Source organism: Microbaculum marinum, assembly GCF_037855135.1.
Classification (GTDB): domain Bacteria; phylum Pseudomonadota; class Alphaproteobacteria; order Rhizobiales; family Tepidamorphaceae; genus Microbaculum; species Microbaculum marinum.
In genome coordinates this window covers 128,704-151,954 of the sequence record NZ_JAZHOF010000008.1, presented here as the reverse complement: position 1 = coordinate 151,954, position 23,251 = coordinate 128,704, and the positions used below count along the sequence as shown (strand labels likewise).

23 protein-coding genes are annotated in these 23,251 nt (G+C 68.1%); 13 read left to right on the top strand and 10 right to left on the bottom strand.

Annotated features, from left to right (window positions below; all coding sequences use genetic code 11):
• Positions 1-32: 32 nt before the first annotated feature.
• Positions 33-509 (bottom strand): c-type cytochrome, encoded by a 477-nt coding sequence (locus V3328_RS19175; protein WP_340331326.1) that lies wholly within the window; start codon positions 507-509, stop codon positions 33-35.
• Complete coding sequence (locus V3328_RS19170; protein ID WP_340331325.1) at positions 506-1,234, bottom strand: phytochelatin synthase family protein; 729 nt, start codon at positions 1,232-1,234, stop codon at positions 506-508. Before V3328_RS19170 ends, V3328_RS19175 begins: the two co-directional genes overlap by 4 nt.
• A gap of 134 nt (positions 1,235-1,368) precedes the next feature.
• Between V3328_RS19170 and V3328_RS19165 the strand changes: the two genes are divergently transcribed.
• Entirely contained in the window at positions 1,369-1,728 is a 360-nt protein-coding gene (locus V3328_RS19165; protein ID WP_340331324.1) for a c-type cytochrome, read from the top strand.
• Positions 1,729-1,756: 28 nt separating this feature from the next.
• On the opposite strand, the gene V3328_RS19160 is transcribed toward V3328_RS19165, so the two are convergent.
• From V3328_RS19160 to V3328_RS19150, 3 genes are read right to left on the bottom strand one after another with little or no spacing between them, the layout of a single operon-like run.
• Positions 1,757-3,244 (bottom strand): hypothetical protein, encoded by a 1,488-nt coding sequence (locus V3328_RS19160; RefSeq protein ID WP_340331323.1) that lies wholly within the window; start codon positions 3,242-3,244, stop codon positions 1,757-1,759.
• Complete coding sequence (locus tag V3328_RS19155; protein ID WP_340331322.1) at positions 3,241-4,866, bottom strand: GMC family oxidoreductase; 1,626 nt, start codon at positions 4,864-4,866, stop codon at positions 3,241-3,243. The genes V3328_RS19160 and V3328_RS19155 overlap by 4 nt, the downstream gene beginning before the upstream one ends.
• Positions 4,867-4,890: 24 nt before the next feature.
• Positions 4,891-5,367: a hypothetical protein gene (locus V3328_RS19150; protein WP_340331321.1), complete on the bottom strand. Its 477-nt coding sequence runs from the start codon at positions 5,365-5,367 to the stop codon at positions 4,891-4,893.
• A 180-nt stretch (positions 5,368-5,547) separates the two neighbouring features.
• On the opposite strand from V3328_RS19150, the gene V3328_RS19145 reads away from it, so the two are divergent.
• The 12 genes from V3328_RS19145 to V3328_RS19090 all read left to right on the top strand — a co-directional run bounded on the left by V3328_RS19145 (position 5,548) and on the right by V3328_RS19090 (position 18,022).
• Positions 5,548-7,011, top strand: a complete 1,464-nt coding sequence (locus V3328_RS19145; RefSeq protein WP_340331320.1) for a hypothetical protein — start codon at positions 5,548-5,550, stop codon at positions 7,009-7,011.
• Positions 7,012-7,100: 89 nt separating this feature from the next.
• On the top strand, positions 7,101-8,564 hold the full coding sequence (locus V3328_RS19140; protein ID WP_340331319.1) for an MFS transporter: 1,464 nt from the start codon (positions 7,101-7,103) through the stop codon (positions 8,562-8,564).
• 213 nt (positions 8,565-8,777) lie between these two features.
• Positions 8,778-9,386 carry a MarR family winged helix-turn-helix transcriptional regulator gene (locus tag V3328_RS19135; protein ID WP_340331318.1) on the top strand — a complete coding sequence of 203 codons (609 nt, stop codon included), beginning with the start codon at positions 8,778-8,780 and terminating at the stop codon, positions 9,384-9,386.
• Positions 9,387-9,431: 45 nt separating this feature from the next.
• Positions 9,432-10,472, top strand: a complete 1,041-nt coding sequence (locus tag V3328_RS19130; RefSeq protein ID WP_340331317.1) for an ABC transporter substrate-binding protein — start codon at positions 9,432-9,434, stop codon at positions 10,470-10,472.
• A 55-nt stretch (positions 10,473-10,527) separates the two neighbouring features.
• Positions 10,528-11,601, top strand: a complete 1,074-nt coding sequence (locus V3328_RS19125; RefSeq protein WP_340331316.1) for an ABC transporter ATP-binding protein — start codon at positions 10,528-10,530, stop codon at positions 11,599-11,601.
• The gene (locus V3328_RS19120; RefSeq protein ID WP_340331315.1) at positions 11,598-12,479 is read left to right on the top strand and encodes an ABC transporter permease; all 882 of its coding nucleotides are present in this window, start codon (positions 11,598-11,600) and stop codon (positions 12,477-12,479) included. Before V3328_RS19125 ends, V3328_RS19120 begins: the two co-directional genes overlap by 4 nt.
• Positions 12,476-13,294: an ABC transporter permease gene (locus tag V3328_RS19115; RefSeq protein ID WP_340331314.1), complete on the top strand. Its 819-nt coding sequence runs from the start codon at positions 12,476-12,478 to the stop codon at positions 13,292-13,294. The genes V3328_RS19120 and V3328_RS19115 overlap by 4 nt, the downstream gene beginning before the upstream one ends.
• A gap of 21 nt (positions 13,295-13,315) precedes the next feature.
• Positions 13,316-14,149: a polysaccharide deacetylase family protein gene (locus V3328_RS19110; RefSeq protein ID WP_340331313.1), complete on the top strand. Its 834-nt coding sequence runs from the start codon at positions 13,316-13,318 to the stop codon at positions 14,147-14,149.
• Positions 14,146-14,910, top strand: coding sequence for an SDR family NAD(P)-dependent oxidoreductase (locus tag V3328_RS19105; protein ID WP_340331312.1), 765 nt, complete (start codon positions 14,146-14,148; stop codon positions 14,908-14,910). Before V3328_RS19110 ends, V3328_RS19105 begins: the two co-directional genes overlap by 4 nt.
• Positions 14,911-14,920: 10 nt before the next feature.
• On the top strand, positions 14,921-15,679 hold the full coding sequence (locus V3328_RS19100; protein WP_340331311.1) for an SDR family NAD(P)-dependent oxidoreductase: 759 nt from the start codon (positions 14,921-14,923) through the stop codon (positions 15,677-15,679).
• A gap of 7 nt (positions 15,680-15,686) precedes the next feature.
• Positions 15,687-17,090 carry an amidase gene (locus V3328_RS19095; protein WP_340331310.1) on the top strand — a complete coding sequence of 468 codons (1,404 nt, stop codon included), beginning with the start codon at positions 15,687-15,689 and terminating at the stop codon, positions 17,088-17,090.
• Between the two features lie 11 nt (positions 17,091-17,101).
• Positions 17,102-18,022: a ketopantoate reductase family protein gene (locus tag V3328_RS19090; RefSeq protein ID WP_340331309.1), complete on the top strand. Its 921-nt coding sequence runs from the start codon at positions 17,102-17,104 to the stop codon at positions 18,020-18,022.
• A 214-nt stretch (positions 18,023-18,236) separates the two neighbouring features.
• Here V3328_RS19090 and doeB read toward each other — a convergent pair whose 3' ends face one another.
• The 5 genes from doeB to V3328_RS19065 are packed head-to-tail and all read right to left on the bottom strand — an operon-like array spanning position 18,237 to position 23,250.
• Positions 18,237-19,253: a N(2)-acetyl-L-2,4-diaminobutanoate deacetylase DoeB gene (gene doeB / locus V3328_RS19085; protein ID WP_340331308.1), complete on the bottom strand. Its 1,017-nt coding sequence runs from the start codon at positions 19,251-19,253 to the stop codon at positions 18,237-18,239.
• Positions 19,253-20,440, bottom strand: coding sequence for an ectoine hydrolase DoeA (gene doeA / locus V3328_RS19080; RefSeq protein WP_340331306.1), 1,188 nt, complete (start codon positions 20,438-20,440; stop codon positions 19,253-19,255). Before doeA ends, doeB begins: the two co-directional genes overlap by 1 nt.
• 37 nt (positions 20,441-20,477) lie before the next feature.
• Complete coding sequence (eutC, locus tag V3328_RS19075; RefSeq protein ID WP_340331305.1) at positions 20,478-21,470, bottom strand: ectoine utilization protein EutC; 993 nt, start codon at positions 21,468-21,470, stop codon at positions 20,478-20,480.
• A complete protein-coding gene (gene eutB, locus V3328_RS19070) occupies positions 21,470-22,468 on the bottom strand; it encodes a hydroxyectoine utilization dehydratase EutB (RefSeq protein WP_340331304.1) in 999 nt (332 codons plus the stop codon). Before eutB ends, eutC begins: the two co-directional genes overlap by 1 nt.
• Positions 22,465-23,250 carry an aspartate racemase/maleate isomerase family protein gene (locus tag V3328_RS19065; RefSeq protein WP_340331303.1) on the bottom strand — a complete coding sequence of 262 codons (786 nt, stop codon included), beginning with the start codon at positions 23,248-23,250 and terminating at the stop codon, positions 22,465-22,467. Before V3328_RS19065 ends, eutB begins: the two co-directional genes overlap by 4 nt.
• Between the last annotated feature and the right edge of the window lies 1 nt (position 23,251).

Genomic DNA, 23,251 nt, shown 5'->3' with positions numbered 1-23,251 from the left:
GACCGAAGGCCTGCCGGGGGCCTGCCGGGGGCCTATTCGTGCTGGAAGCCGTAGATCTCGTTGATCTCGACGTTCTGGCGCAGGATGTCCGGCGGCCATTTCGACTTGATGTAGGACAGCACCGCATAGATCTGGTCGTCGCTCAGGATCTCCCCGAACTTGGGCATCGCGTCGCTGTCGAGGGTGCGGCAGGCGATCGTCGACAGGCCCGACTTGGTCAGTTCGAACAGCGCGTCGTCGGGATGCTGCCAGGTGTGCCCCGTACCGTCGTGGGGCGGCGCAAGGGGATTCTGTTCGGTGTTTTGCGTCTGCCAGCCCGGCTGCCCCTCGCCGCCCGCCCCGTGGCAGGCCGCACACTGGCTGGCGTAGATCTCGCCCCCGAGCGCGACCATTGCCCGGTCGGTCGGGTCGATGACGATCCCCGCCCCCTTCCGGTCCGGCATGAACAGGTAGATCGCGCCTGCGCCGACCACGAGAACCAGCAGGGCGGCGACGATCCGCTGCGTCATTTGCGGACGATGACGAAGCCGCGCGACTTGCCCGAAGAGGAATCCGGGGTGTTCATCGCCGCATGCAGCTGCGTGGCGGTCGCCCAGCTCGGCAGATACTTGTAGCGCGCGACGTCGAGGACCAGGAAGCGGTCCGCCTCCTCGTTATAGGCCGCGACGGGAGATATATGGCCGCCGCCGTCGAGGCCGGCCTGGCCGAAAACCGCGCGGGCGAAATTGACGATCAGGACCGCGTCCGGATCGGCGATCGTCTCGCGCGCGGCCTTGCGGAAGGCGTCGACGTCGACGTCGGAGGCGAACGTCTTCTCCGCCTTGGCGCCGCTCAGGTTCAGGAGCGTCTCGAGCTGTTCCAGCGTGATGCCGCCGGCATCCACCCCGGAGACCGGCTTGACCTTCTCCAGCACCTCCTGCGTGAAGACGTTCTCCTGGTCCCAGTAGTTGTAGGGATACCATTTCGGCGCCAGCGGCCGCTCGATGCCGAGAGTGTTCAGCGCCATCACCGAAGAGGCGATGCCGCAGAACGTTGCCTGATACTCCGAGACGAAGTGCGACATCAGCGGCAGGAAGTCCTGCTTCTCGGCCGTTTCGAGCCAGCTGTCGCTCTCCGGCGTGAGGAAATAAACGGGAGCCTCTGGCTTGGTGGCCTCGTCGGCGAACACCGGACCGCCAAAGCCGACGGCCAGCAATGCCGATATGGCGATCAGTGTGTTGGTTGTCCGCATCATCTTCCTCCTCCGTCCATGTTGCCCGACGCATCGGCCCGCTACGGTTGCCGGGCGACCTTAGCCCCATTAGAGTTCATTCGCATTGCTTCGCCAAAGTGGCGCGGCCGTTTTTTTTTTGCACAACGTGAGCGGATATGGGCCGGCACTACGCTTCGAAGATCCGATTTTCCCTCTCGATTGCAGCGATCGCTCTGGCGATTCCGTCCGTTGCCACGGCTGACGACGCGGGACAGACGGCCGGCGCTGCGGCGGGCTTCGAAAAGGCGGCGATCTGCGCGTCCTGCCACGGTCCCTTCGGCATTTCGCCGGTACCGACCTACCCGAACATCGCCGGACAGAATCCGCTCTATATCGAATATGCGCTGCGCCGCTACCGGTCCGGCGAGCGGGGCGGCGACCAGGCCGGGATGATGTACACCGTCACGCAGGCGCTGAGCGACAACGACATCGCCGATCTCGCCGTCTACTACGCGGGATTGCCGGCGACGCGCTGACGACCGGGCAGCTTCCCCGCCTTCCCGCTCATTCCAGTTCGAGCTGTTTCGGCTGCGCCTTCGTCATGATCCACGAGAAGTCGTACGGCGAACTGGAATGGCAGCCGATGCAGCTTCCGGTCCCGAACACCATGCGGTCACTGGTGGATACCGACCGCGGCTGCTGGTCGGCAGGCAGGTTGCCGACCTGCGAGAAGGTCTCCATCACCGAGTTCGCCAGGTAGTTCATCAGCGGCACGCCGCCGGACACGTCGACCACCGACGCCGGGAACTCCGAGCCGCTCTGGGCCGGAACCTCCGGCTTGGTCGGCCACTGGACGCCGATCATCTCGTAGTACTGCAGCGGCGAGCCTGCGTCGGCGAGCGCCTTGCGCACCCGCGCGTTCATCTCCGCGAGCGCCTTCGGGATCGGCACCAGGCGCGTCACCTGGGTGCGGCGTAGGCCGTTCTCGTCTGGCGCGACGGGAACGTTGACCGGGCACCATTCGCACATCGGGTCGTTGAAGCTGGGGTGCAGCATCCGCTTCGTCCCGTCAGCGGTGGTGATCTCGTGGAACCAGTCGGCCTCGACATTGTCGATGTGCTCGAAGGTCGACCAGATCCATTGCGGCGAGGTCTCCGTCTTCTGGGCGATGTGGAAACCGACCAGACCCAGCGTCACCGCCACCCATTTGGGCGTATCGCCGCCGCTGACGACATAGCCGGGCTGCGTCAGGTATCGGGAGAAATCGTCCTTCGAGGGATCGAGCACCCGCCACGCCACCTTCAGTTCGATGGCGCCGTACCGGTTGCCCTGGAAGCTGCCGGCCGGGAAGCTGAGCTTGCCGTTCGCGGCGATGTAGTTGGCGAGCCCTCCCGCCTCGTAGAGCTTGTTGTCGACGATGAAGTCGTACTCGACCTTGTTGACGAGGCTCTCGTAGTAGGCCGGCTTGCCGTACTGGTCGAACACGGAAAACGAGAACGCCTGGTCGCTCTCCGTGACGACGTTCAGCTTCTGGATCGCGCTGAGATTGTGCAGCACGCGCGCGTCGGAGTCGCCGAGATCGGGATAGCCGACGGGGCCGGAGTCGCCCGGCAGCGGATCCTGCACTTTGTCGACCATCGGCACGTGGCGCTTGTCGGCGCCCCAGGGGTCGGGCTCGGCGCCGCCGGGCTTGAAGATCTGGTAGGTCTCCGTCCATTCCGACCAGGCCGGATCGCCCTCGTCGCCGACCGCCTGGCGCGGCGAACCGTTCTCGTCCACCGGCCAGTTCAGTGCGATGAAGGCCGCCCACTGCTGCTGCTCGAACAGCCGGTGCGCCATCAGCAGCTTGCCGTCCTCCAGCAACCCGTCGCGGATCGACGGATCGACGTCGGCCGGTACCTCCGGCGACATCTTCACCGGCGCGTTCGGGTCGAACCGGATGTCGGCGGCCGGCGAAGGCCCGGCCGCCGCGGCGGTCAGAGCGGCGACGGCCGCGATGCCCGCAGCGAGACGCAGCGCCGGCCGCCTTGGGTTATGCCTGGCGGCGGTCATGGCGTGCCGAGGTCCTGCATGATCTTCTCGGAAGCCCGAAGCGCGTTCGCGGCAACCGTCAGGGTCGGCGCGTTGACCGGACAGGTGATATGCGTGCTGGTTCCCAGGATGAACAGGTTCGAGTGGTCGTGCGACCGCAGGTCGGTGTCGACGACCGACGTCTTCGGGTCCTTGCCCATCCGCGTCGTTCCGCCGATGATCGCGCTCGACAGGTACGGCTGGTCCGTCTTGATGTCCTTCACACCCAGTTCCCTCAGCACCTTCTTGGATGCGTCGGCGGCATAGGCGAGGCCCTTCTTGGTGTAGTCGTCGACCTTGAAGTACACCTTCGGCCGGGGGATGCCGGCGCTGTCGAGCAGGCTGTCGTCGAGTTCGATGCGGTTGTCGCGATCGCCGAGCGTCTCCGCCGACGAGTTCAGGCGCAGATGGCGCGAAATCTGCTCGCGCAGCGCCGAGATCATCTTGTGGCCCCGATAGCCCTGCCTGGCCAGTTCGCCGGCCAGTTTCACCGCGTCCTGGTTGCCGGACCAGCCGTCGTTCATGAAGGAGGTGCCGACGGCGGCGCGCTCGCGCCGGAATTCGCCGTCGCGGAACTCGATGATGCCGGAGGTCTGCTGCGGACCGCGATAGGGATAGACCGGGTTCTCGGTCAGCCCGTAGACGTCCTGGTTCCATTGGCTCAGCAGGTACCGTCCGACGATGCCGCTCGAATTGGCGACGCCGTTCGGCATCGTCTCGCTGCGGGAATTGAGCAGCAGCCTCGGGTTCTCGATCGCATGGCAGGCGATGACATAGATCCTGCCGGTGGCCACGGACTCGCTTCCATCGGGATGGCGGACGCGGATTCCCGTGACCTTTCTGTCCGGGTCGACGAGGATCTTGGTGGCAAGCGCCTTGGTGACGATCCGCGCCCCGAGCGCCTCGGCCTTCAGCGTGTGGACCGACCCGTCGTACTTGGCCTGGATCGGACAGATCGGCACGCAGGTGTTGTTGCCGCAGCACGGCGGCCGGCCGTCGAACGGCACCGAGTTGCGGGCGTGCGAGAACTGCGCCATGTGCAGGCCGACCTTGCGCAGCCCCGCCTCGACCTGCTGGTCCATGTAGCTCGACGGGATCGGCGGCTGCGGATAGGGCTCCAGCCGCGGCGACCCCCAGTCGTAGTCCGGGTCGCCGGCCACGCCCCACATGTTCTCGGCTTCCTGGTAATGGGAGACGAGGTCGTCATAGGTGATCGGCCAGTCCTCGGTCACGCCGTAGCGCGTGCGCATCTCGAAGTCGGCCGGGCGGAGGCGGTCGGCGAAGCCGGTCCAGTGCCAGGTCGTCCCGCCGAGGATGCGCGTGTATGAGCCAACGAACTGATCGGGTCCGCCCTGGACGTAGAAGTCGTCTTCCTTGCCGTCGACCGGATGCGGCGCATAGGGAACCGAGGGATAGGGAGCGTTGGGCCCCTTCTCCGGATTCTTCACGAAGTTCGACACCGCCTCGTTGCGGCTCAGATGCGGACCGGCCTCGAGCACGAGCGTCTTGACCCCGGCGCCCGCCAGCTTGAACGCGGCATGGCCGCCGGCGATGCCCGAGCCGACGATCACCACGTCGGCGGCGAGGTCTGCCTCTCCCGTCACCGTTTCCTCCTCCCAGTGCGGCCGTCAGCCGATTGCCGGCGGTTTGTTCCACCACCCCATGTCCGGCCCGCACACGCTCGGCGGCTTCGTGAAGCGCAGGACGCGCCATGCGAGCGCCGTGTGATATCCGGCCGTATTGCCCGGGGTCATTTCGCCGGTAAAGACGATCTCGACGAACCGGCGGGCGGCCGCCTCGACCTCGCTGTCCTCGAACGGCTCGACGATGTCGGCCGCGTCGCGTTTCAGGATCGCGGCATGAAGCCGATTGACCACGTCCAGGCCGACTTCGTGCTCGAGTGCTTCGACGGCGAGCGACAGGACGGTGGGATCGGGCAGTTGCGTGCCGGTGATGATCTGCGTGGCCAGTGTCCAGTTGCCTCCCGCAGCGGCGGCTTCCGACAGCGAAATCGCCGATCCGGGAACAGCCAGCAACGCGGCCAGTCCGGCGACGACAGTTCGGCGGTCGGGGTGGCCCGACTGTCTTTCGCCCTTGTCAGACAAGGCGTATCCTCATTCACCGGCTGCGTGAACCGAAGCGGGCCGATGGCCCGTCCCCCGATCATACACCCGCACCGGTCGCCGACAACCCGTACCGCCACGCCGGTCATCGGCGGCAGGTCACGGCGTTGCGCGGCGATCCGGCATACCGTAACCGGTAGACGAACAAATGGGAGGAGAACCATGCGATTCGCTTGTATTGGAGGAAGGGCGCTTTTCTTCGGATTGGCGACCCTGGCGCTTGCCGGCATCGACGCTCAGCCGGCCCGCGCCGACAATCAGACCCCGACCGTCTCTGAGGTCTCGACCGACGCGGCCGGCCTGCCCTATTCGATTGAACTGCGGGCGGTCGATTCGTCCCAGGTACTGCCCACACTGCAGAGCTTCGCCTTCGGCCAGACCCACGGTCTGTGGGTCATCCTCGGCGGCCGCACGAACGGCCTGCACGGCTTTTCCAACAGCGGGCTGAAGAACTTTCCGCCGCGCCGCCAGAACCGGCGCATCTGGGTCATCGATCCGGTCTCCGGGGAGCGCTGGTCGCGCAAGCTGTCGGACTCCTCGCTCACCCAGGACCAGATCGACGCCCTGTCGTCGACCGCCACCGAGAAGATGCAGATCGGCGACACGCTCTACGTCATCGGCGGCTACGGCTATTCGCAGACGCAGGAGAACTTCGTCACCTTCGACACGCTGACCGCCCTGGATTTGCTGCAGACCGTGGCATGGGTGCGCCGCGAGCCCGTCTTCGGCATCGAGGTAAAGGATCTCGCCGACATCATCCGTCAGACGTCGCGCGGCGTGTTGAAGGTGACCGGCGGCCAGGTCACCCAGATCGGCAGCCGCACCGTGCTTGCCTTCGGGCAGCTGTTCGACGGCGGCTATGGCGATCCCGACGCCAATCAGGTCTACACGACCCAGCTCCGCAGCTTCAAGCTGAGGGACAATGGCCGCAAGGTGGCGATCCGGAAGGTCCGCCGCGATCCAAAGAAGCCCAACCCGACCGACTACCGCCGCCGCGACTACACGCTCGTGCCGTTCCTGCAGATGAAGCGCGGCAAGACGATCGAGAAGGCCGCCGCCCTCGCCGGCGTGTTCACGCTGACCGACGGCATCTTCACCGTTCCTGTCGAGTTCGGCGAGGAGGCCAGCCCGCAGATGGCGAACCCCGACGCCAGCCGGACCTTCAAGCAGGCCATGAACGGCTACGACTGCGCCTATCTTGCGATCTGGGACCGCAGGACCAAATCCAGCCACTCGGTGCTGTTCGGCGGTATCAGCTACGTCTACTACGACAGCGAGACCGGCGAGTTCGTGGAAGACACGAACTTCCCGTTCATCAACGACATCACCTCGGTCGTCCGCGATCGCAAGGGCAGGTACGAGCAGGTGCTGGTCGGCGAGTTCCCGACGATCATGAGCACCGACGGCAAGGAACTGCTGTTCGGAGCGGAAGCCGAGATGTTCATCGATCCGGCCACGCCGACCACGTCGAACGGCATGGTCGATCTCGCCGCCCTTCGCCGGATGCACGGCAACGAGCCCGTCGTGGTCGGCCGCATCTTCGGCGGGATCGCCGCCGACGCGCCGAATTTCGGCAACTCGGTCGCGTCGAACATCATCTTCGAGGTGGTCCTCACCCCGCAATGAGCGAAAGACGGATCGTTGATCTCTTTCGTGCCGATTGAACGGATCGTGGCCGGCGCTCCGGTGCCGGCCACTCTCCCGTCGTGACGGCGATGGGGTCGGCGTCGATTTCCGGGCCCGCCCCGCCTTCGCCGGCCACTTGGCTGCTGGTCTTCGCCGGCCCGGCCCTGCGCTCCAGCCTGCTCGGAGGGCTGCTCGTCGCCGAAGCGGCCATCGGCGAGGAACTCGGCCTGAGCTCGATCGGGCTGTCGATCCTGTTCGAGTGCGTCGTCTTCGGCAACCTGCTCGCCGTGATCATCCTGCCGAGCCTGATCTCGGGCTGGGGCATACGGACGTCGAGCCTGCTGACCATCTTCCTGACGCTCGCCTACCTCGCCGCCGGCGTGGTCTTCGCCTCCTGGCTGCCGCCGGGACTTCCGACCACCGTCGTCATGTATGCGTCCGCGGCGGTACTGGGCTTCCTCGTCGCCGTTCCCTCGCCGATCACGCAGACGCTGTTGAACGACGCGACCCCGGCCGACTCCCACGCCCGGCGGTCGCTGCAGTCGGCATGGTCGGCCGGCCTCCCGGTCGGTTTCGTCGTCGCATCGCTGATCGGCGGCATCCTGCTTCAGTATCTGGACTGGTGGTCGGCGCTTCTGGTGCCGCTGCTGTTTGCGATCCTGTGCGCCCTGTCGCTGCTCGACCGCAGGGTCTTCGCGTGTGAAGTGCAGTCCAGGCCGGACCCGGCGCCGCCGTTCAGCGAAATCGCGGTCGTCGTGCTGGCCCTGGTCGTGTTCGAGATCTGGACCGCCTGGGGAAGCCTCCGCTCCTGGTTCGATATCGAGGTCGTGGTCGCCTTCGTGGCGACGATCGCCGCGACCGCTTTCGCCGTGAAGCGTTTGCGCAGCGCCGACATGCCGATCATCTCGGTGGAGCCCTACGCCGTCACCGGTTTCGCTGCCGCCGCTGTCCTGCTGTTCCTCTACCAGATTCCGACGACCGCCGAATACGAGGTCCTGCTCCTGACCGAGCTGGACAAGGTCTCCTCCGAGATGATCGGCAACCGGACCGCGATCGGCAATGTCGGCCAGGTGGTCGGCACCGCCCTGGCGGCGGGGCTGATGTACCGGCGCCTGTATGGCCTCGCCCTGGCCGCCGGCTTCGGCCTGACCATCGTGGCGCTCGGCAGCTACGTCGCCTATCCGTGGCTCTACGGGGACGGCTACATCATCGCCACCCGGACGATAGCGGGCTTCGGCAGCGGCCTGATCACCCCGGTCCTGTTCGTCCTCGCGCTGTTCCGGATGCCGGTTCCGCTGCAGCTTGCCGCCGGCACGTGGCTGGTGCTGGCCACCATCGGCGGAACCGAAATCGGGCTGAACGTCTTCGATTTCGTCATGGAGGTCGCCGACCATGTTTCGGGGTCGAATCTTACGGGCTATCTGACCGTGGAATGCACCCAGCTGGCCTTTGGCGTGGGCACCGCCGCGCTCGCCGCCCTGCTGGTCTTGCGCCGGAAACTCGACATCAGGACCGCAGCCGTTGCGGCGGCACCACCGCAGGGGCGCGACTGACCGGATAGTAACTACCGGCCCGCCCCAAAGCCCTCGGGCCGCCGTCTTCCCCCTTTCCCGATCCTCGAGCTCCAGGTCGCCAGCGTCCGTCCCCGGAGGGCCGCCTGCCGGTGATGCACCCCGCCCGGAAACCCCCGCATGCGATTTTACCTTTCGAAAAAGATAAACAAAAGCTAAGGTACCGAAAACCGAAGCTATGCGGAGGCATGAGGCGTGGACGGCAGCACCGGCGAGACTCCGGCCCGGAACGATCTCGATCCGTCCTTCGACATCGTCGGCAGGGGCATGGCCCAGTGGCGCCACGAGCGCCCCGACATCGACTGCTCCGGCAAGGCCATCGTCGGCCGGATCCTCCGCCTGCAGGATGTCATCCTTCGCGGGGTCAACAGCGCGCTCGAGCGCCACGGCCTGCGCTATCCCTCCTACGCCGTGCTCGCCACGCTTCGCGCCAGCGGCGCGCCCTACCGGATGTCGCCGTCGCGGCTGAAGGAGACGCTGCTGCTGACGTCGGGCGGCACCTCCAACCTGCTGTCGCGCCTCGAATCGATCGGCTGGATCAGACGGCTTGCCGATCCGCGCGACGGCCGTGGCGTCATTGTCGAGCTGACGGACTCGGGCCGCGAACTGGCCGACCGCGCCATGCGGGACCATGCCGCCATGGAGCGCGCTCTTGTGGCGATGTTCACCGAGGAGGAACAGACGCAGCTCGCCGCGATGCTGAGCCGCATGCTGGTGCTCAACGGCGCGCCGACGGCCGCGCTGCAGCCGCCCGCCGCGGCCGACGCTCCGCGGATCGAGGAAGTTTCCGTGCGCGGGGCCTGAACGTCTCGCGGCCGGGCAGAAGTCTCAACAAAGAGGGAGAGCAAAATGAAACGACACCAACATCTGAAGGCAGCCGTCGCTGCCACGGCCATCTGCGCGATCGCCGGATTTGCCGCACCCGCCCAGGCGGAAGGTGAACTCGTCATCGCCACCTTCGGCGGGTCGTTCGGCGACGACACCAAGGCGTGTCACGTCGAGGCCTTCGAGGAGGCGACCGGCGCCGAGGCGATCCTGACCTTCGGGAGTTCGGTCGACATCGCGGCGAAGATCCGGGCAACCGCCGGCGACCCCGAGATCGACGTCGCCTACATGGACATCTCGATCGCCAAGCAGATCAAGGGCGAAGGGCTGCTGGAGGAAGTGGATTTTTCCACCCTCTCCAACTATCCCGACGTGGCCAGCCAGGCATTCGACGCCGACAGCCAGTTCGTCAACTTCATGACCGCGGCGACGGTCATAGGCTACAACCCGGACATGGTCGACACGCCACCGACGTCCTGGAACGACCTGTTCGATCCCAAATATGCCGGCAAGATCGCGCTCGGCGACATCACCGGCACCTCCGGCATGCATTTCCTGATCGCCGTCAACAAGATGAAGGGCGGTGACTTCGAGACCCAGGATGCAGGCTTCGAGGCGATCGAGGGACTCATGCCCGACGTCGTCATGCTCTACACCCAGGCCGACCAGCTCGTGCAGCTCTTCGAGCGCGGCGAGATCGCGATGGCGCCGTGGTATCCCGACCGCATCGGCTCGGCCGCCGACAAGGGCGTCCCGGTCGCGGTCGCCTATCCGAAGGAAGGCGCGGTCGGCATCCAGCCGACGGTAGCCGTCCCGAAGGGTGCGAAGAACAAGGACCTGGCGATGAAGTTCATCGACGTCCTGTTGTCGCCGGAAGGCCAGAAGTGCTTCGCGGAGAAGAAGTACGCCGGCCCGGTGAACACCAAGGTCGAGCTCAGCGACAAGGTCAAGGCGATCGTCCCGTTCGGCGAGAGCTACGACAATCTCTGGTATCCGGACACCGACGAGATCGCAAAACTGCGTCCGGGCTGGACCGAGCGGTGGCAGAAGGAAGTCGCCAACTGAGGCGGCAGCATCCGGGATGGCGGCCACGCGCCGCCATCCCCTCATGGACAGTCTCATGGCAACACTGCAGATCAGCGGCCTGACCAAGCATTTCGGTTCGGTCCTAGCCGTCGATTCCTTCGCGCTCGACGTGGAGCACGGTGCCTTCGTATCGTTGCTCGGCCCGTCGGGATGCGGCAAGAGCACGATCCTGCGCATGGTCGCGGGCCTTCTCGAGCCGGACGCGGGCACCATCCGCGTCGCCGGCAAGGACGTCACCTGGCTGCCGCCCAACAAGCGCAACATCGGCCTGGTGTTCCAGTCCTACGCGCTGTTCCCCCACATGAGCGTTTTCGAGAACGTCGCGTTCGGCCTCAGGCGTCGCAAGGTCGACGAGGGTGCGATCGGCAAGCGCGTAGGCGAGGCGCTGGAGATGGTGCGGCTCGGCGGCCTCGAGCGCCGCCTGCCGAAGGAGCTGTCGGGCGGCCAGCAGCAGCGCGTGGCGCTCGCCCGCGCCATCGCCCCGCAGCCGGCCCTGCTGCTGCTCGACGAACCGCTGAGCAACCTCGACGCCAAACTGCGCGACGTGATGCGCTTCGAGCTTCGCCGATTGCAGCAGGAACTGTCGATCACCACCGTCTTCGTCACGCATGACCAGGAAGAGGCGCTGACGATGTCCGACCGCATCTGCGTTCTGTCGCAGGGCACGCTGCATCAGGTCGGCAGTCCGCGCGAGATCTACGACAATCCGGCGACGCCCTTCGTCGCGGAATTCTTCGGCCGGTCGAACGGGTTCGAGGGCACCGTCGCCACCGCCGGCGACGTCGCCACCGTGGCGCTGTCTGAGTCCGTCGCACTCCGGACCACCCATCTTCCCGCCGGCGCCAGGCCCGGCGATCCGGTTCACGTCACGATCCGTCAGGAGAGCGTGAACGTCGCCGCGGCCAACGCCACGGACGACGGCATCATCGGAACGCTGGAGCTCGTATCGTTTGCGGGTTCCACCGCCCAGTTCGTGGTCCGGCTTGCCGGCGGTATCGAGCTGAACGCGGAAACGCGCGTCGGGCGTGGCGGCGACCTGCCGCAGGCCGGCAGCACCGTATCGGTCGACGTCGCGCCCGCCGACGTCATCGTGATGGCGCGCACATGAGCGACGTCGCCGCCATGCGCGGGCCGATACGCTGGCTCGACCGGTCGGGACTGGGCCTGCTGTCGCCCGCCTTGCTGGTGCTGCTGGCCGTCTTCGTCGCGCCGCTCCTGTTCCTGGTGCCCACCAGCCTGCACCCCTACGTCCCGGGCCAGGGCATCGGCCCCGAATGGACGCTGAAGAACTACACCGACATCCTCGGCGACGCCTTCTACCTGCAGATCATCGGCCGGACGCTGGCACTGGGGCTGATCGTCGTCGCCGCGACCCTGGTGATCGGCTATCCCCTCGCCTACTTCCTGGCCCGCACCCGCTCGCCGCTCCGGCCCTGGCTGATCATCCTCGTCGTCTTCCCGCTGCTGCTCAATCTCGTCGTCCGCTCGTTCGGCTGGATCGTGCTCCTGGCGAACCGCGGCCTGATCAACGACTGGCTGATCTCGGCCGGCATGATCGACAAGCCGATCAAGCTCCTGTTCAACTTCACCGGCCTGCTGATCGGGCTCAGCCACATCTTCCTGCCGTTCATGGTGCTGGTCCTGATCGGCACCATCCAGAACATCCCGCGCGACGTCGAGAACGCCGCCCTGACGCTCGGCGCGACGCGGCGCGAGGTGTTCACCAAGGTGACGCTGCCGCTCAGCCTGCCCGGCGTCCTGTCGGGCAGCATCCTGGTCTTCGTGCTGACGATCAGCGCGCTGGTGACGCCACGCCTGCTCGGCGGCCCGACATACCAGGTCATGTCGACGCTGATCTTCGACGAGTTCCTGAAGATCCTGAACTGGCCGCGCGGCGCCGCGATGGCGTTCATCCTGACGGCAATCGTGTTGTTGCTCGTCTGGGCCTCCGGCAAGCTCACCGCATACCTGGCGACGAGCCGATGACCATGCGCCCGCCGCTCCGCTATCGCATCTCGCGCGCCCTGTCGGGAACGGCGCTGCCGCTCTACGCGGCGCTGGCGCTGCTGTTCCTGCAGCTCCCGGTGATCATCGTGGTATTGGCCTCGGTGACCACGACATCCTACCTGACGGTTCCCCCGGTCGGCTTCACGCTGGACTGGTACTGGGACGTGCTGGGCGACGATTCCTACATCGAGGCGATCGGGTTCAGCCTGATGCTCGCCTGTGTGGCGACCGTCGTGTCGCTGGCGCTCGGCACGGCGGCGGCCTACGCGCTGGTGCGCCGCAAGGTGCCTGGGTCGGAAGCGATCGCGGCGGCGCTGATGGCGCCGCTCGTGTTCCCCGCCGTCGTCGTGGCGGTGGCGCTGCTGCAGTACTACACGCTGGTCGGCGTGCGCGGCACCTTCGGGGCGCTCGCGGTGGCGCACGTGCTGATCACCCTGCCCTACGTGATGCGCAGCGTCCTCGCCAGCCTAGAAGGCTCGGATCCATCGCTGGAGGAAGCCGCCCGCACGCTTGGCGCGGATGCCTGGACCGCCTTCTTCAAGACGACGCTGCCGCTGATCCGTCCCGGCCTCGTCGCCGGCGCGATCTTCTCTTTCATCGTGTCCTTCGACAATGTACCGGTATCGATCTTCCTGGTCAGCGTGCGCCGCACGACACTGCCCGTAAAGATCTTCACCGCCGTCGAGCACGGCATCGATCCGGGCATCGCCGCCATCTCGACGATGCTGATCATCGCCACCGGCCTGTCGCTCGTGCTTGCCGAGCGCTGGGTCGGCTTCCACCGCTTCGCCTGACGATACCGGAGTTCCCTGTCCATGCCCCTCGCGCCGAACGGCTTTCCCGCGATGCTGACCTTCGATCTCGACGCCGAGACGATGTGGACGGCGCGCGATCCGAAGAACGCCGAACGGCCGGTCGTCCTCTCCCAGGGCGCCTACGGCTGGAAGGTCGGCACCCCGCGGATCCTCGACCTGCTCGACCGCTACGGCATCAGGTCGACCTTCTTCGTGCCCGGCCTCGTCATCGAGCAGCGCTGGGCGCTGTGCGAGGAGATCCTCAAGCGCGGCCACGAGATCGGCCATCACAGCTGGTCGCACAAGTGGATCGTCAACCTCTCGCCCGAGGAGGAGCGCGAGGAGATGGAGAAGGGCATCGAGATCATCGAGAGGCTGACGGGAAAGAAGCCCGCCGGCTGGCGCTCGCCTGCCGCCGAGTTCAGCCCGATCACCATGCCGTTGCTGCTCGAGAAGGGCTTCCGCTACTCGTCGAACTATTTCGACGACGATACGCCCTATCTCCACCGCGTCGACGGCACGGTCACCGGCCTCGTCGAGTTCCCCTTCGCCTGGGTGCTCGACGACGCGCCGTTCTTCCAGTACTCGATCACCCTGCCCGGCCGCACCATGCAGGCGCCCTCCGCCGTGACAGAGGCCTGGTGCGCGGAGTTCGACACGCTGTACCGCGAGGACCGCGCCTTCATGCTCGCGATGCACCCGCAGATCATCGGTCGCGGCTCCCGGCTCGTCGCGCTCGAAGGCCTGATCGAGCACATGCTGGCCCACGACAAGGTCTGGTTCGCCCGCTGCGACGAGGTGGCGGAGGCGATCCGGCCCGAGCTGGAGCGGCGCGCGGAGGCCGCTTCGTCATGAGGCTCGAGGGACGCCGGATTTTGGTTTCGGGCGCGGCCTCCGGCATCGGCCGCGCGACGGCTGAGATGTTCCACCGCGAGGGCGCCGCCGTCGCCCTCCTCGACCGCGACGGCGACCGGCTCGCCGACGTCCACGCGGCCATCGAAACGAATGGTAGGCCACCCGTGACGGTCCTGACCGTCGACGTCACCGACGACGACGGCGTCCGCGCTGCGATCGACGACGCTGCGGATACCCTCGGCGGCCTCGACGGGCTGGTCGGCTGCACCGGCATCGACCTGCTGAAGCCGTTCGAGGAAATGGCCGTCGCCGACTGGTGCGCGATCCTCGACACCAACCTGACCGGCGCCTTCTCGGTGACCTCGGCCGCCGTGCCGCATATCCGCGCCGCCGGCGGCGGCACCATCGTCCACGTCGCCTCCGGCGCCGCGCTGCGGCCGCTCGAAGCCCGCACCGCCTACTGCGCCTCGAAGGCGGGGCTGGTGATGTTCGCCAAGTCGCTCGCCGTCGACCTCGCCCGCCACGAGATCCGCGTCAACGCCATCTGCCCCGGCATCATCGAGTCGCCGCTGTTCCGCCAGAGCCTCGAGGGCGTCGACGATCCCGACGCCGAAATGGCCGGGATCCTCGACCGCTACCTGATCAAGCGGATCGGCAAGCCCGAGGACATCGCCTACGCGGCCTTGTACCTGTCATCGCCAGAGTCCGCCCACGTCACCGGCACGGCGCTGTCGGTCGACGGCGGCCGCACCTTCCATTGAGGCCGGCGCGATGACCGCGTTCGACGTCCACGGAGTTGCCCTCGTCACCGGCGCCGCCAACGGCATCGGCCGCGCCAGCGCCCTCGCCCTCGCCCGCGCCGGCGCCGACGTCGCCCTGCTCGATCTGGAAGGCGCACCACTGTCGACCCTCGCAGCGGAGATCCGCGCGATGGGCCGCCGCGCCGTCGACCTCGCCGTCGACTGCACCGACGCGGCCCTCGTCGAAGAGGCGGTGAGGACCGCGGAGGCCGACCTCGGCCCGGTCGACGTCCTGTTCAACAATGTCGGCCAGAGCGCGCGCGAGCGGGCGAGCCCGTTCATCGAGTCCGAGGAAGACACCTGGCGCTTCGTCATCGAGGTCTCGCTGCTCACCACGATGCGGGTGAGCCGCCTGATCGCGCCCGGCATGGTGGCGCGCGGCCGCGGACGCATCGTCAACATGTCGACGGAGTCCGCCTTCTACGGCGACACCGGCCTCGCCGACTATGCGGCCGCCAAGATGGGCGTGATCGGCTTCACCCGGTCGCTCGCCCGCGAGCTCGCGCCGGCCGGCATCGGCGTCAACGCCGTCGCGCCCGGCGCGATCCGCACGCGCGCCCACGACCGGCTGCCGGCCGAGGTGATCGATAGGATCCGCAAGACCGTGCCGCTCGGCTACGTGGCGGAGCCGGAGGACGTCGCCAACGTCGTCGTGTTCCTGGCGAGCCCGGCGAGCCGCTACGTCACCGGCCAGACGCTGCTGATCGACGGCGGCAGATGGATGATCTGAGGAAGATATGACCGACGACGAATACGTTACGCTGACCGCCGCCGAAATCGCCGGAGAGGTCGCCGCCGGACGGGTCTCCGCCCGCGCGGTGACGGACCTCGCCCTCACGCGCATCGAGGCGACCGAGCCCGAAGCCAACGCCTTCATCCTTGTCGACGCGGACGGCGCCCGCGCCGCCGCCGGCGAGGTCGACCGCCGCCTCGCCGCGGGCGAGCCCGTCGGTCCGCTTGCCGGCGTGCCGGTCTCGGTGAAGGACCTCACCCATGTGGCCGGCATGCCGACCTCGTTCGGCTCGAAGGCATATGCCGGCACCCCGGCGCCGGCCGACGCCATTCCGGTCGCGCGGCTGCGCGCGGCTGACGCCGTCATCGTCGGCAAGACGACAACGCCGGAATTCGGCCACAAGGCGATCACCCAGAGCCCGCTGTTCGGCAGGACGCTCAACCCCTTCAACCGCGACTACACCAGCGGCGGCTCCTCCGGCGGTGCCGGCGTCTCGGTCGCCGCCCGCCAGGTGCCGATCGCGCTCGGCACCGACGGCGGCGGCTCGGTGCGCATTCCCGCCAGCGTCTGCGGCATCTACGGCCTGAAGGCGACGCTCGGCCGCATTCCCCATTCGCAGGCGCCGGACCTGTTCGCCAACAACTCCTACATCGGCCCGATGACGCGGACGCTCGACGACCTGCGGCTGATGTACTCGGTGATGGCCGGCGAAACGCCGCACGACCCCTGGTCCAAGGCGCTGGGCACTGCTCCCGCCCATGACGATTTCGTTCGCGTCGGCTTCGCCCTGAAGGTCGGAAATCCCGCTGTCGAACCCGATGTCGCCGCCTCCGTCGAGGCGGCGGCCCGTGCGCTCGTCGATCTCGGCGCCGACGTGCGGCCGATCGACGTCGACTTCGCCGGCTACGAGCCGCAGTTGCGCACCATCCTCGAGACGATGCTCGCATCCCGGACGGCCGACAGGGTCAGGTCAACGCCCGAGTTGTTCGACCCGACCTTCGTTAAGACCGTCGAGAACGGGCTCGCCCGCAGCGGCGCCGAGGTCCAGACCGCGGCGACGGTCCGCTCCGATCTGTACCGTCTTGTCGAGCGGCACCTCGGCGAGGTCGACTACATCGTGACGCCGACACTTGCGGCGGCCTCCGTTCCCGCCGACACCGACACGCATGCCGACATCGTCATCGACGGGGTCGATTGCGGGCGGATCCGCGCCGGCTGGTATCCCTATACGTTTCCATTCAACCTGACGGGCCACCCGGCACTGACCATGCCGTGCGGCTGGACCGGCGACGGGCTGCCGATCGGCCTGCAGATCGTCGGGCGCTGGTACGACGAGGACGGCATCCTCGATCTCGCCGGAAAGCTCGCCGCCGTGCTCGGATTCGAACTGAAGATGCCGTCGTTCTAGGGAGTGCAACGATGCGGATCGGGATCATCGGCACCGGCGCGATGGGATCTGTCTATGCCGGGCTGCTGGCGGACGCCGGCCACGACGTCTGGGCGGTCGATCTCTGGGAAGACCACATCGCGGCGATCCGGCGCGCGGGCCTGCGGGTCAGCGGCGCCAGCGGCGACCGTATCGCCCGCCTCAACGCCACCACCGACGCGGCCGAGGCTGGTCCCGTCGACATGGTCGTCATCGCCACCAAGGCAGACGGCGTCGAGGCGGCGGCGCGAAGCGCCCTGCCGATATTGACGCCCGATACCGTCGTCGTGACGATCCAGAACGGCCTCGGGTCGGCCGACCGCGTCGCCGCGATCGTCGGCGCGGACCGGCTGATCGTCGGGGTCGTCGGCGGCTTCGGCGCCTCCCTGCCCGGGCCGGGACACGTCCACCACAACGGTTGGGAGTTCCTGTATCTCGGAGCCTCCGGGGAGGCTGCGGCGGACAAGGTCGCGCCGACCGCCGAGCTGTGGCGCTCCGGCGGCTTCTCGGTAAAGGAGCACGCCGACATCGCCTCGATGGTCTGGGAAAAGTTCATCTGCAACGTCACCTTCTCCGGCACCTGCACGCTGACCGGCATGACCATCGGCGAGGTAATGGCCAACGAGGGCGCGTGGTCCGTCGCCACCGCCTGCGCGGCGGAGGCCCTTGCGGTGGCGCGGGCCAGGAACATCACGCTGCCGATCACCGACGTCGAACCCTTCGTGCGCGCCTTCGGCAGCCGCATCCCGAACGCCCGCCCGTCGATGCTGCTGGACCATCTCGCGGGACGCCGCTCCGAGATCGACGTGATCAACGGCGCGGTGCCGCGGGTCGCTGCCGAATCGGGTCTGGCGGCGCCCGTCAATGCCACCGTCAGCGCTCTCGTCAGGGCGCGCGAGTCCGCATTCGACTGAGGCGGGCTGTCTTCGGGTGGAATCGCTCCCCTATCGTCGTCTCCGGCGACCGCCCGACTGGGCCCCGGAGCAGTCCGGGGCGTAAGCCCGACGGGTGGCAGGGGCGGTGCGACAACCTCAGGCCTGTGTCCCGGACTTGCTCCGGGATCCAGAGCCGCAGGCAGGGCCGTGGCGATCGCTGCGTCGATCTGAAACCAGCCCGCCCTGATCCGCGCTAGTCGCCGAACCCTTCGACCACCGTCGCGACCACGGCGAGGCAGTCGCCGGGCTTGATCAGTCCGGGAAAGTGCCGCGCCGCCAGGATGCCGCTGTTGCGCGCCTCGATCGTGACTGGCCCGCCGCCCGCCCGCTCGACCGGCCAGATCAGCGCCAGCGGGTCCCCCCGTTCGACGGTCTCGCCGAGGTCTACGAGGAATTCCGCAAGGCCGCTCCTTTCGCAGAAATGGAAGCAGTCGCCCACCGTCGTGTCGATGTCGATGCTCGGCGCGATCTCGGGGTCGCCGGACAGAAGGCCCGCGTGCTTCAGTAGATTTCGCACACCCCGCCGGGCGATGCGGGCGCTGCGCGCCGTAGCCGATCCGCCGCCGCCAAGCTCGGTGGTCACGAAGGTCTTCCCAGCCTCCTCCACGACGGTATCGTACATCCCGACCGCATCGATCTCGCGCAGCGCCATCGAGTACGGCGCGTTGAAGGCCCGCATCGCGGCGACGCAGGCCTCCTGCTGGACCGCCGATTCCAGCAGGTGCGCGGCCGCCATCGGGACGAAGTCGAGCGTCTTGCCGCCGGAATGGAAGTCCAGCACGATATCGGCCAGCGGCACCAGGTGGCGCAGGAAGTAGTCGGCGATCTTCTCCGTCGGCGATCCGTCCGGACGGCCCGGAAAGCAGCGGTTGAGGTTGACGCCGTCGAGCGGCGAGATGCGCCGCCCCGCATGAAAGGCGGGGGTGTTCATGAACGGCACGATGATGACGCGCCCTCTGATGTCCTCCGGCTTCAGTTCGTGGGCCAGCGCCTGCAGCGCGATCGGGCCCTCGTACTCGTCGCCGTGATTGGCACCCGTCAGCAGCGCGGTCGGGCCGTCGCCGTTGCGGATGACGACGATCGGGATCATCACCGCGCCCCAGGCGGACTCGTCGCGACTGGTGGGCAGGCGGAGGAAGCCGGAATGCGCGCCGTCCTGTTCGAACGGAACCGTCGAGACGATCGGGTTGGGCGACTGGACCTGGCTCATCAGTCCTTCACGAACAGCTTGCGCGGCACCTTGGCCAGGCACTCGGGCGCTCCCTCGCCGATGACGATGCTCTCGGTGATCTCGAAGCCCCAGTCCTGCATCCACAGGCCGGTCATGAAGTGCAGCGTCATGCCCGGCTCGAGCACGGTCAGGTCCCCGGGCCTCAGGCTCATCGTGCGCTCGCCCCAGTCGGGCGGATAGGACAGGCCGATCGGATAGCCGGTGCGGTTGTCCTTGACGATGCCGTGCCGGGCGAGCACGGCATAGAAGGCGTTGGCCACGTCCTCGCACAGGTTGCCCGCCCGCGCCGCCTCCAGCCCGGCCTCCATCCCCTCCAGCACCGCCTTTTCGGCGTCCAGGAAGGTCTGGCTCGGTTTGCCGAGATAGATCGTCCGCGACAGCGGGCAGTGGTAGCGGTGGAAGGCGCCGGCGATCTCGAAGAACGTCCCCTCGCCCGCCTGCATCGGCTTGTCGTCCCAGGTCAGGTGCGGCGCGGCCGCGTCGCTGCCCGAGGGCAGCAGCGGGACGATCGCGGGATAGTCGCCTCCCGCGCCGATCTCCGGATCGTACCGCAGCGCCGCGTCGTAGATTTCGGCGACGAGGCTGCTCTTGGGCAGGCCGGGCTCGATCTTCTCGAAGATGCGCGCGTGCATCCGCTCGACGAACCGCGCGGCCGTGCGCATGTAGGAGAGTTCCTGCTCCGACTTGACCGCGCGCTGCCAGTTGACGAGCCCGGTCGTGTCGGCAAACCGCGCGTTCGGCAGCGTCCGCTGCAGCGTCGCGAATGCCGCGGCCGTGAACCAGTAGTTGTCCATCTCGACGCCGATTACGCCCTTGTCCAGGCCGCGGTCCGCGAGTTGCGCGGCGAGATACTCCATCGGGTGGCGCACCGCCGACTGAACGTAGTGGTCCGGGTAGCCGATGATGTTGGAGGGGTCCATGAAGACGGTGCGCAATGCGCCCTGCGCATCTTGTCCGCGGCCGAACCAGATCGGTTCGCCGTCCTGCGCCAGCACGACGCACTGGTGGACGTAGAACGACCAGCCGTCGTAGCCGGTCAGCCAGGCCATGTTGGAGGGATCGGTGACGATGATCAGGTCGACGCCGGCCGCCTCCATCGCCGCCCGGGCCTTGGCGATGCGGGCGGCGTATTCGGGCCGGGTGAAATGAAGCGTCGGTGCCACCATCGATACGGTCTCGCGGTTGATTGGCCGTTGTTGTTCGTCAGCTGTTGAAGTCGGTGCCGGCGCCGCTCGCATCGGCGCGCTGGCGTGCCAGCGTGGCGATGGCGGTGTCCTGGACACCGGTGCCGGTCAGGTCGGCGATCGTGATCTGCTCCGGCGCCGTCCGGCCGGGCGCCTGCCCTTCCAGGATCGTGCCGAGTTCCGCGAAACCTGCATCGGCGGCCACGACTCCGGCCTCGATGGCGCTGCGCAGTTCGCCGAGCCCCCGCGTCTGGCTGAGCCGGTCCGGCACGTAGAGGTCGGCCCGCTGCAGGCAGGCCGGCTCCAGCTCGTTCTTGTTGTGCTGGTCGGAGCCCATCGCCGTGACGTGCTGGCCGGGACGCAGCCAGTCCGCCTTCAGGACCGGCGTCTCGGAGGGCGTGGTGGTGACGACGATGTCTGCCTCGCCTACCGCCCTGGCCGGATCGGGCTCGGCAGTCACCGGAATGCCCAGCGGCCCGATCAGCTTGGCGGCCAGTTCCTCGGCCTTGCTGATGTCGCGCCCCCAGATCACCGCCCGCTCCAGGTCGCGCACCAGCGTCAGCGCCTTGAGCTGCAGCCGCGCCTGCATGCCGGTGCCGATGATCGCGGCCGTCCGCGCATCGGGCCTCGACAGCAGCCGGGCGGCCACCGCGCCGGCGGCGGCGGTGCGCACGTCGGTCAGGTAGCCGTTGTCGAGCAGCAGCGCCTCGACCTGGCCGGTCCTCGCCGAAAACAGCACCATCAGCCCGGAGGTCGACGGCAGCCCGATCTTCGGGTTGTCGAAGAAGCCGGGGGAAACCTTGAGGGCGAAGCTATCGATACCGGGCACGTAGGCGGTCTTGACGTCGACCTCGCCGTTGTGGTCGGCGATCGCCATCGACAGGATCGGCGGCATCACCACGCCGCCGCGCGCCAGCGCCCGGAATCCGTTTTCCACGCACTCCACGGCGTCGATGTCGAGCGGCACGGCGGCGCGCAGTTCGGCTTCGGTCAGGATGCGGATCGTCGGCATCAGGCAGCCTCCTCTGCGAGGTCCACCACCTCCCCGGAAACGATGCGGTGATGCAGGCTCATGTCGATGTTGCCGCCGCTGAGCAGCAGCATGGTCGGCCCGCGCGGGACGACCTTGCCGGCCAGCAGCGCGGCGACGCCGACGCCGCCGGCGCCCTCGACGATCTGGCGCTCCTGCCAGTAGCAGTGATGGATTCCCGCCGCGATCTCCGGCTCCGACAGCATCACGACCTCGTCGACCAGGTCGCGCACCATCGCGAAGGTGTGGCGGTTCTTCAGGCCGATGCCGCCGCCCAGGCTGTCGGCGAGCGTCGGCAGTTCCTCCACCTCGACCGGGCGGCCCGCCGCAAGGCTCGCCTGCATCGCCGCGCCGCGCTCCATCGAGACGCCGATGACGCGCACCTCCGGCTTGCGCCCCTTCACCGCCGCCGCAACGCCGGCGATCAGTCCGCCGCCGGACAGCTGGATCAGCACGGTCTCGACCTCCGGCATGTCCTCGAGGATCTCGATGCCCAGCGTGCCCTGCCCGGCGATGATCCGCCGGTCGTCGAACGGCGGCACCATCGTCATCCCCTCGCCGACCAGCCGGTCGACCTCGCGCTGCGCCTCGTCCTGGCTGCGGCCTGTGATCAGCACCTCGGCGCCCTCGCCGCGGATCGCGTCGACCTTGTTGCGCGGCACCAGTTCCGACATCGCGACGACGCAGCGCACGCCGGCCGACGTCGCCGCGCGGGCCAGCCCGCGGCCGTGGTTGCCGGTCGACACCCCGACCACGCCCGCCGCCCGCTCCGCGTCGTTCAGCGACCGCACCGCGTTCGTCGCGCCGCGGAACTTGAAGCTGCCGCTGTGCTGGAGGTGTTCGAGCTTGAGCCGCACCGGCACGCCGGCCAACTCGCTCAGGCTCGTCGACGTCTCGACCGGCGTGTGCCGGACCGCGCCGGCGATCGTCTCGCGGGCCGCCTCGATCTCGGCGAGGCTGACGAAGGCGTCGCCGCTCATGCCGCGCGATCCCTCGGCGGTGCGACCCGGAACAGCCGGCCCGGCGCGTCCGGACGGGGCGTCAGGCCGGCGAGTTGCGCCATGCGCCAGAAGCTCGCCTGGTTGGAGGACACCACCGGCTTGCCGATGCGCTGCTCGACCTCGTCGATGCAGCCGACCGCCGGCAGCGCCGTGCACGACAGGAACACGCCCTCGGCCTCCGGCACGTCGGCGGCCGCGACCGCATCCAGGATCGTCGTGCGGGAGACGCGGGCCATGTCCCGGTCGTCCGACATTCCCAGGCACTGCGCGCTGACGATGTCGAGCCCGCGCCGCGCGAAATAGGCCGCCATCGGCTCGGTCGTCTCCGGCAGGTACGGCGTCACCAGCGCGATCCGTCGCACCCCCAGCGCTGCGAACGCGGCGATCGCGGCATCCGGCGGCGTCACTACGGGCACGCCCGGCCGCGCCGCCTCGATCGCGCCGGCGACCGCCGCGTCGCCGATCTCCACCGAGGCCGACGTGCAGCTGTAGCAGATCGCCGCCAGCGCGATGCCGGGCACCAGCAGGTCGGCGGCAGCCGTCAGCGCCGGCGCGGTGCGCGCCAGGTTCTCGGGCGTCGTCGGGTTCTCGTAGGGAATGCGGGCGACGTGCAGCGCGGCGCGGTCCGGCGGCAGGATGCGCCAGGCGTCGCGCTCCGAGGTCAGGTCGGTGGCGAGCGCGATCAGGCCGAACCGGATGACCTCGGGGTCGTCGAGGACCGGCTCGACCGGCGAGCGCGTGACGGTGGGCGCGGCGGACATC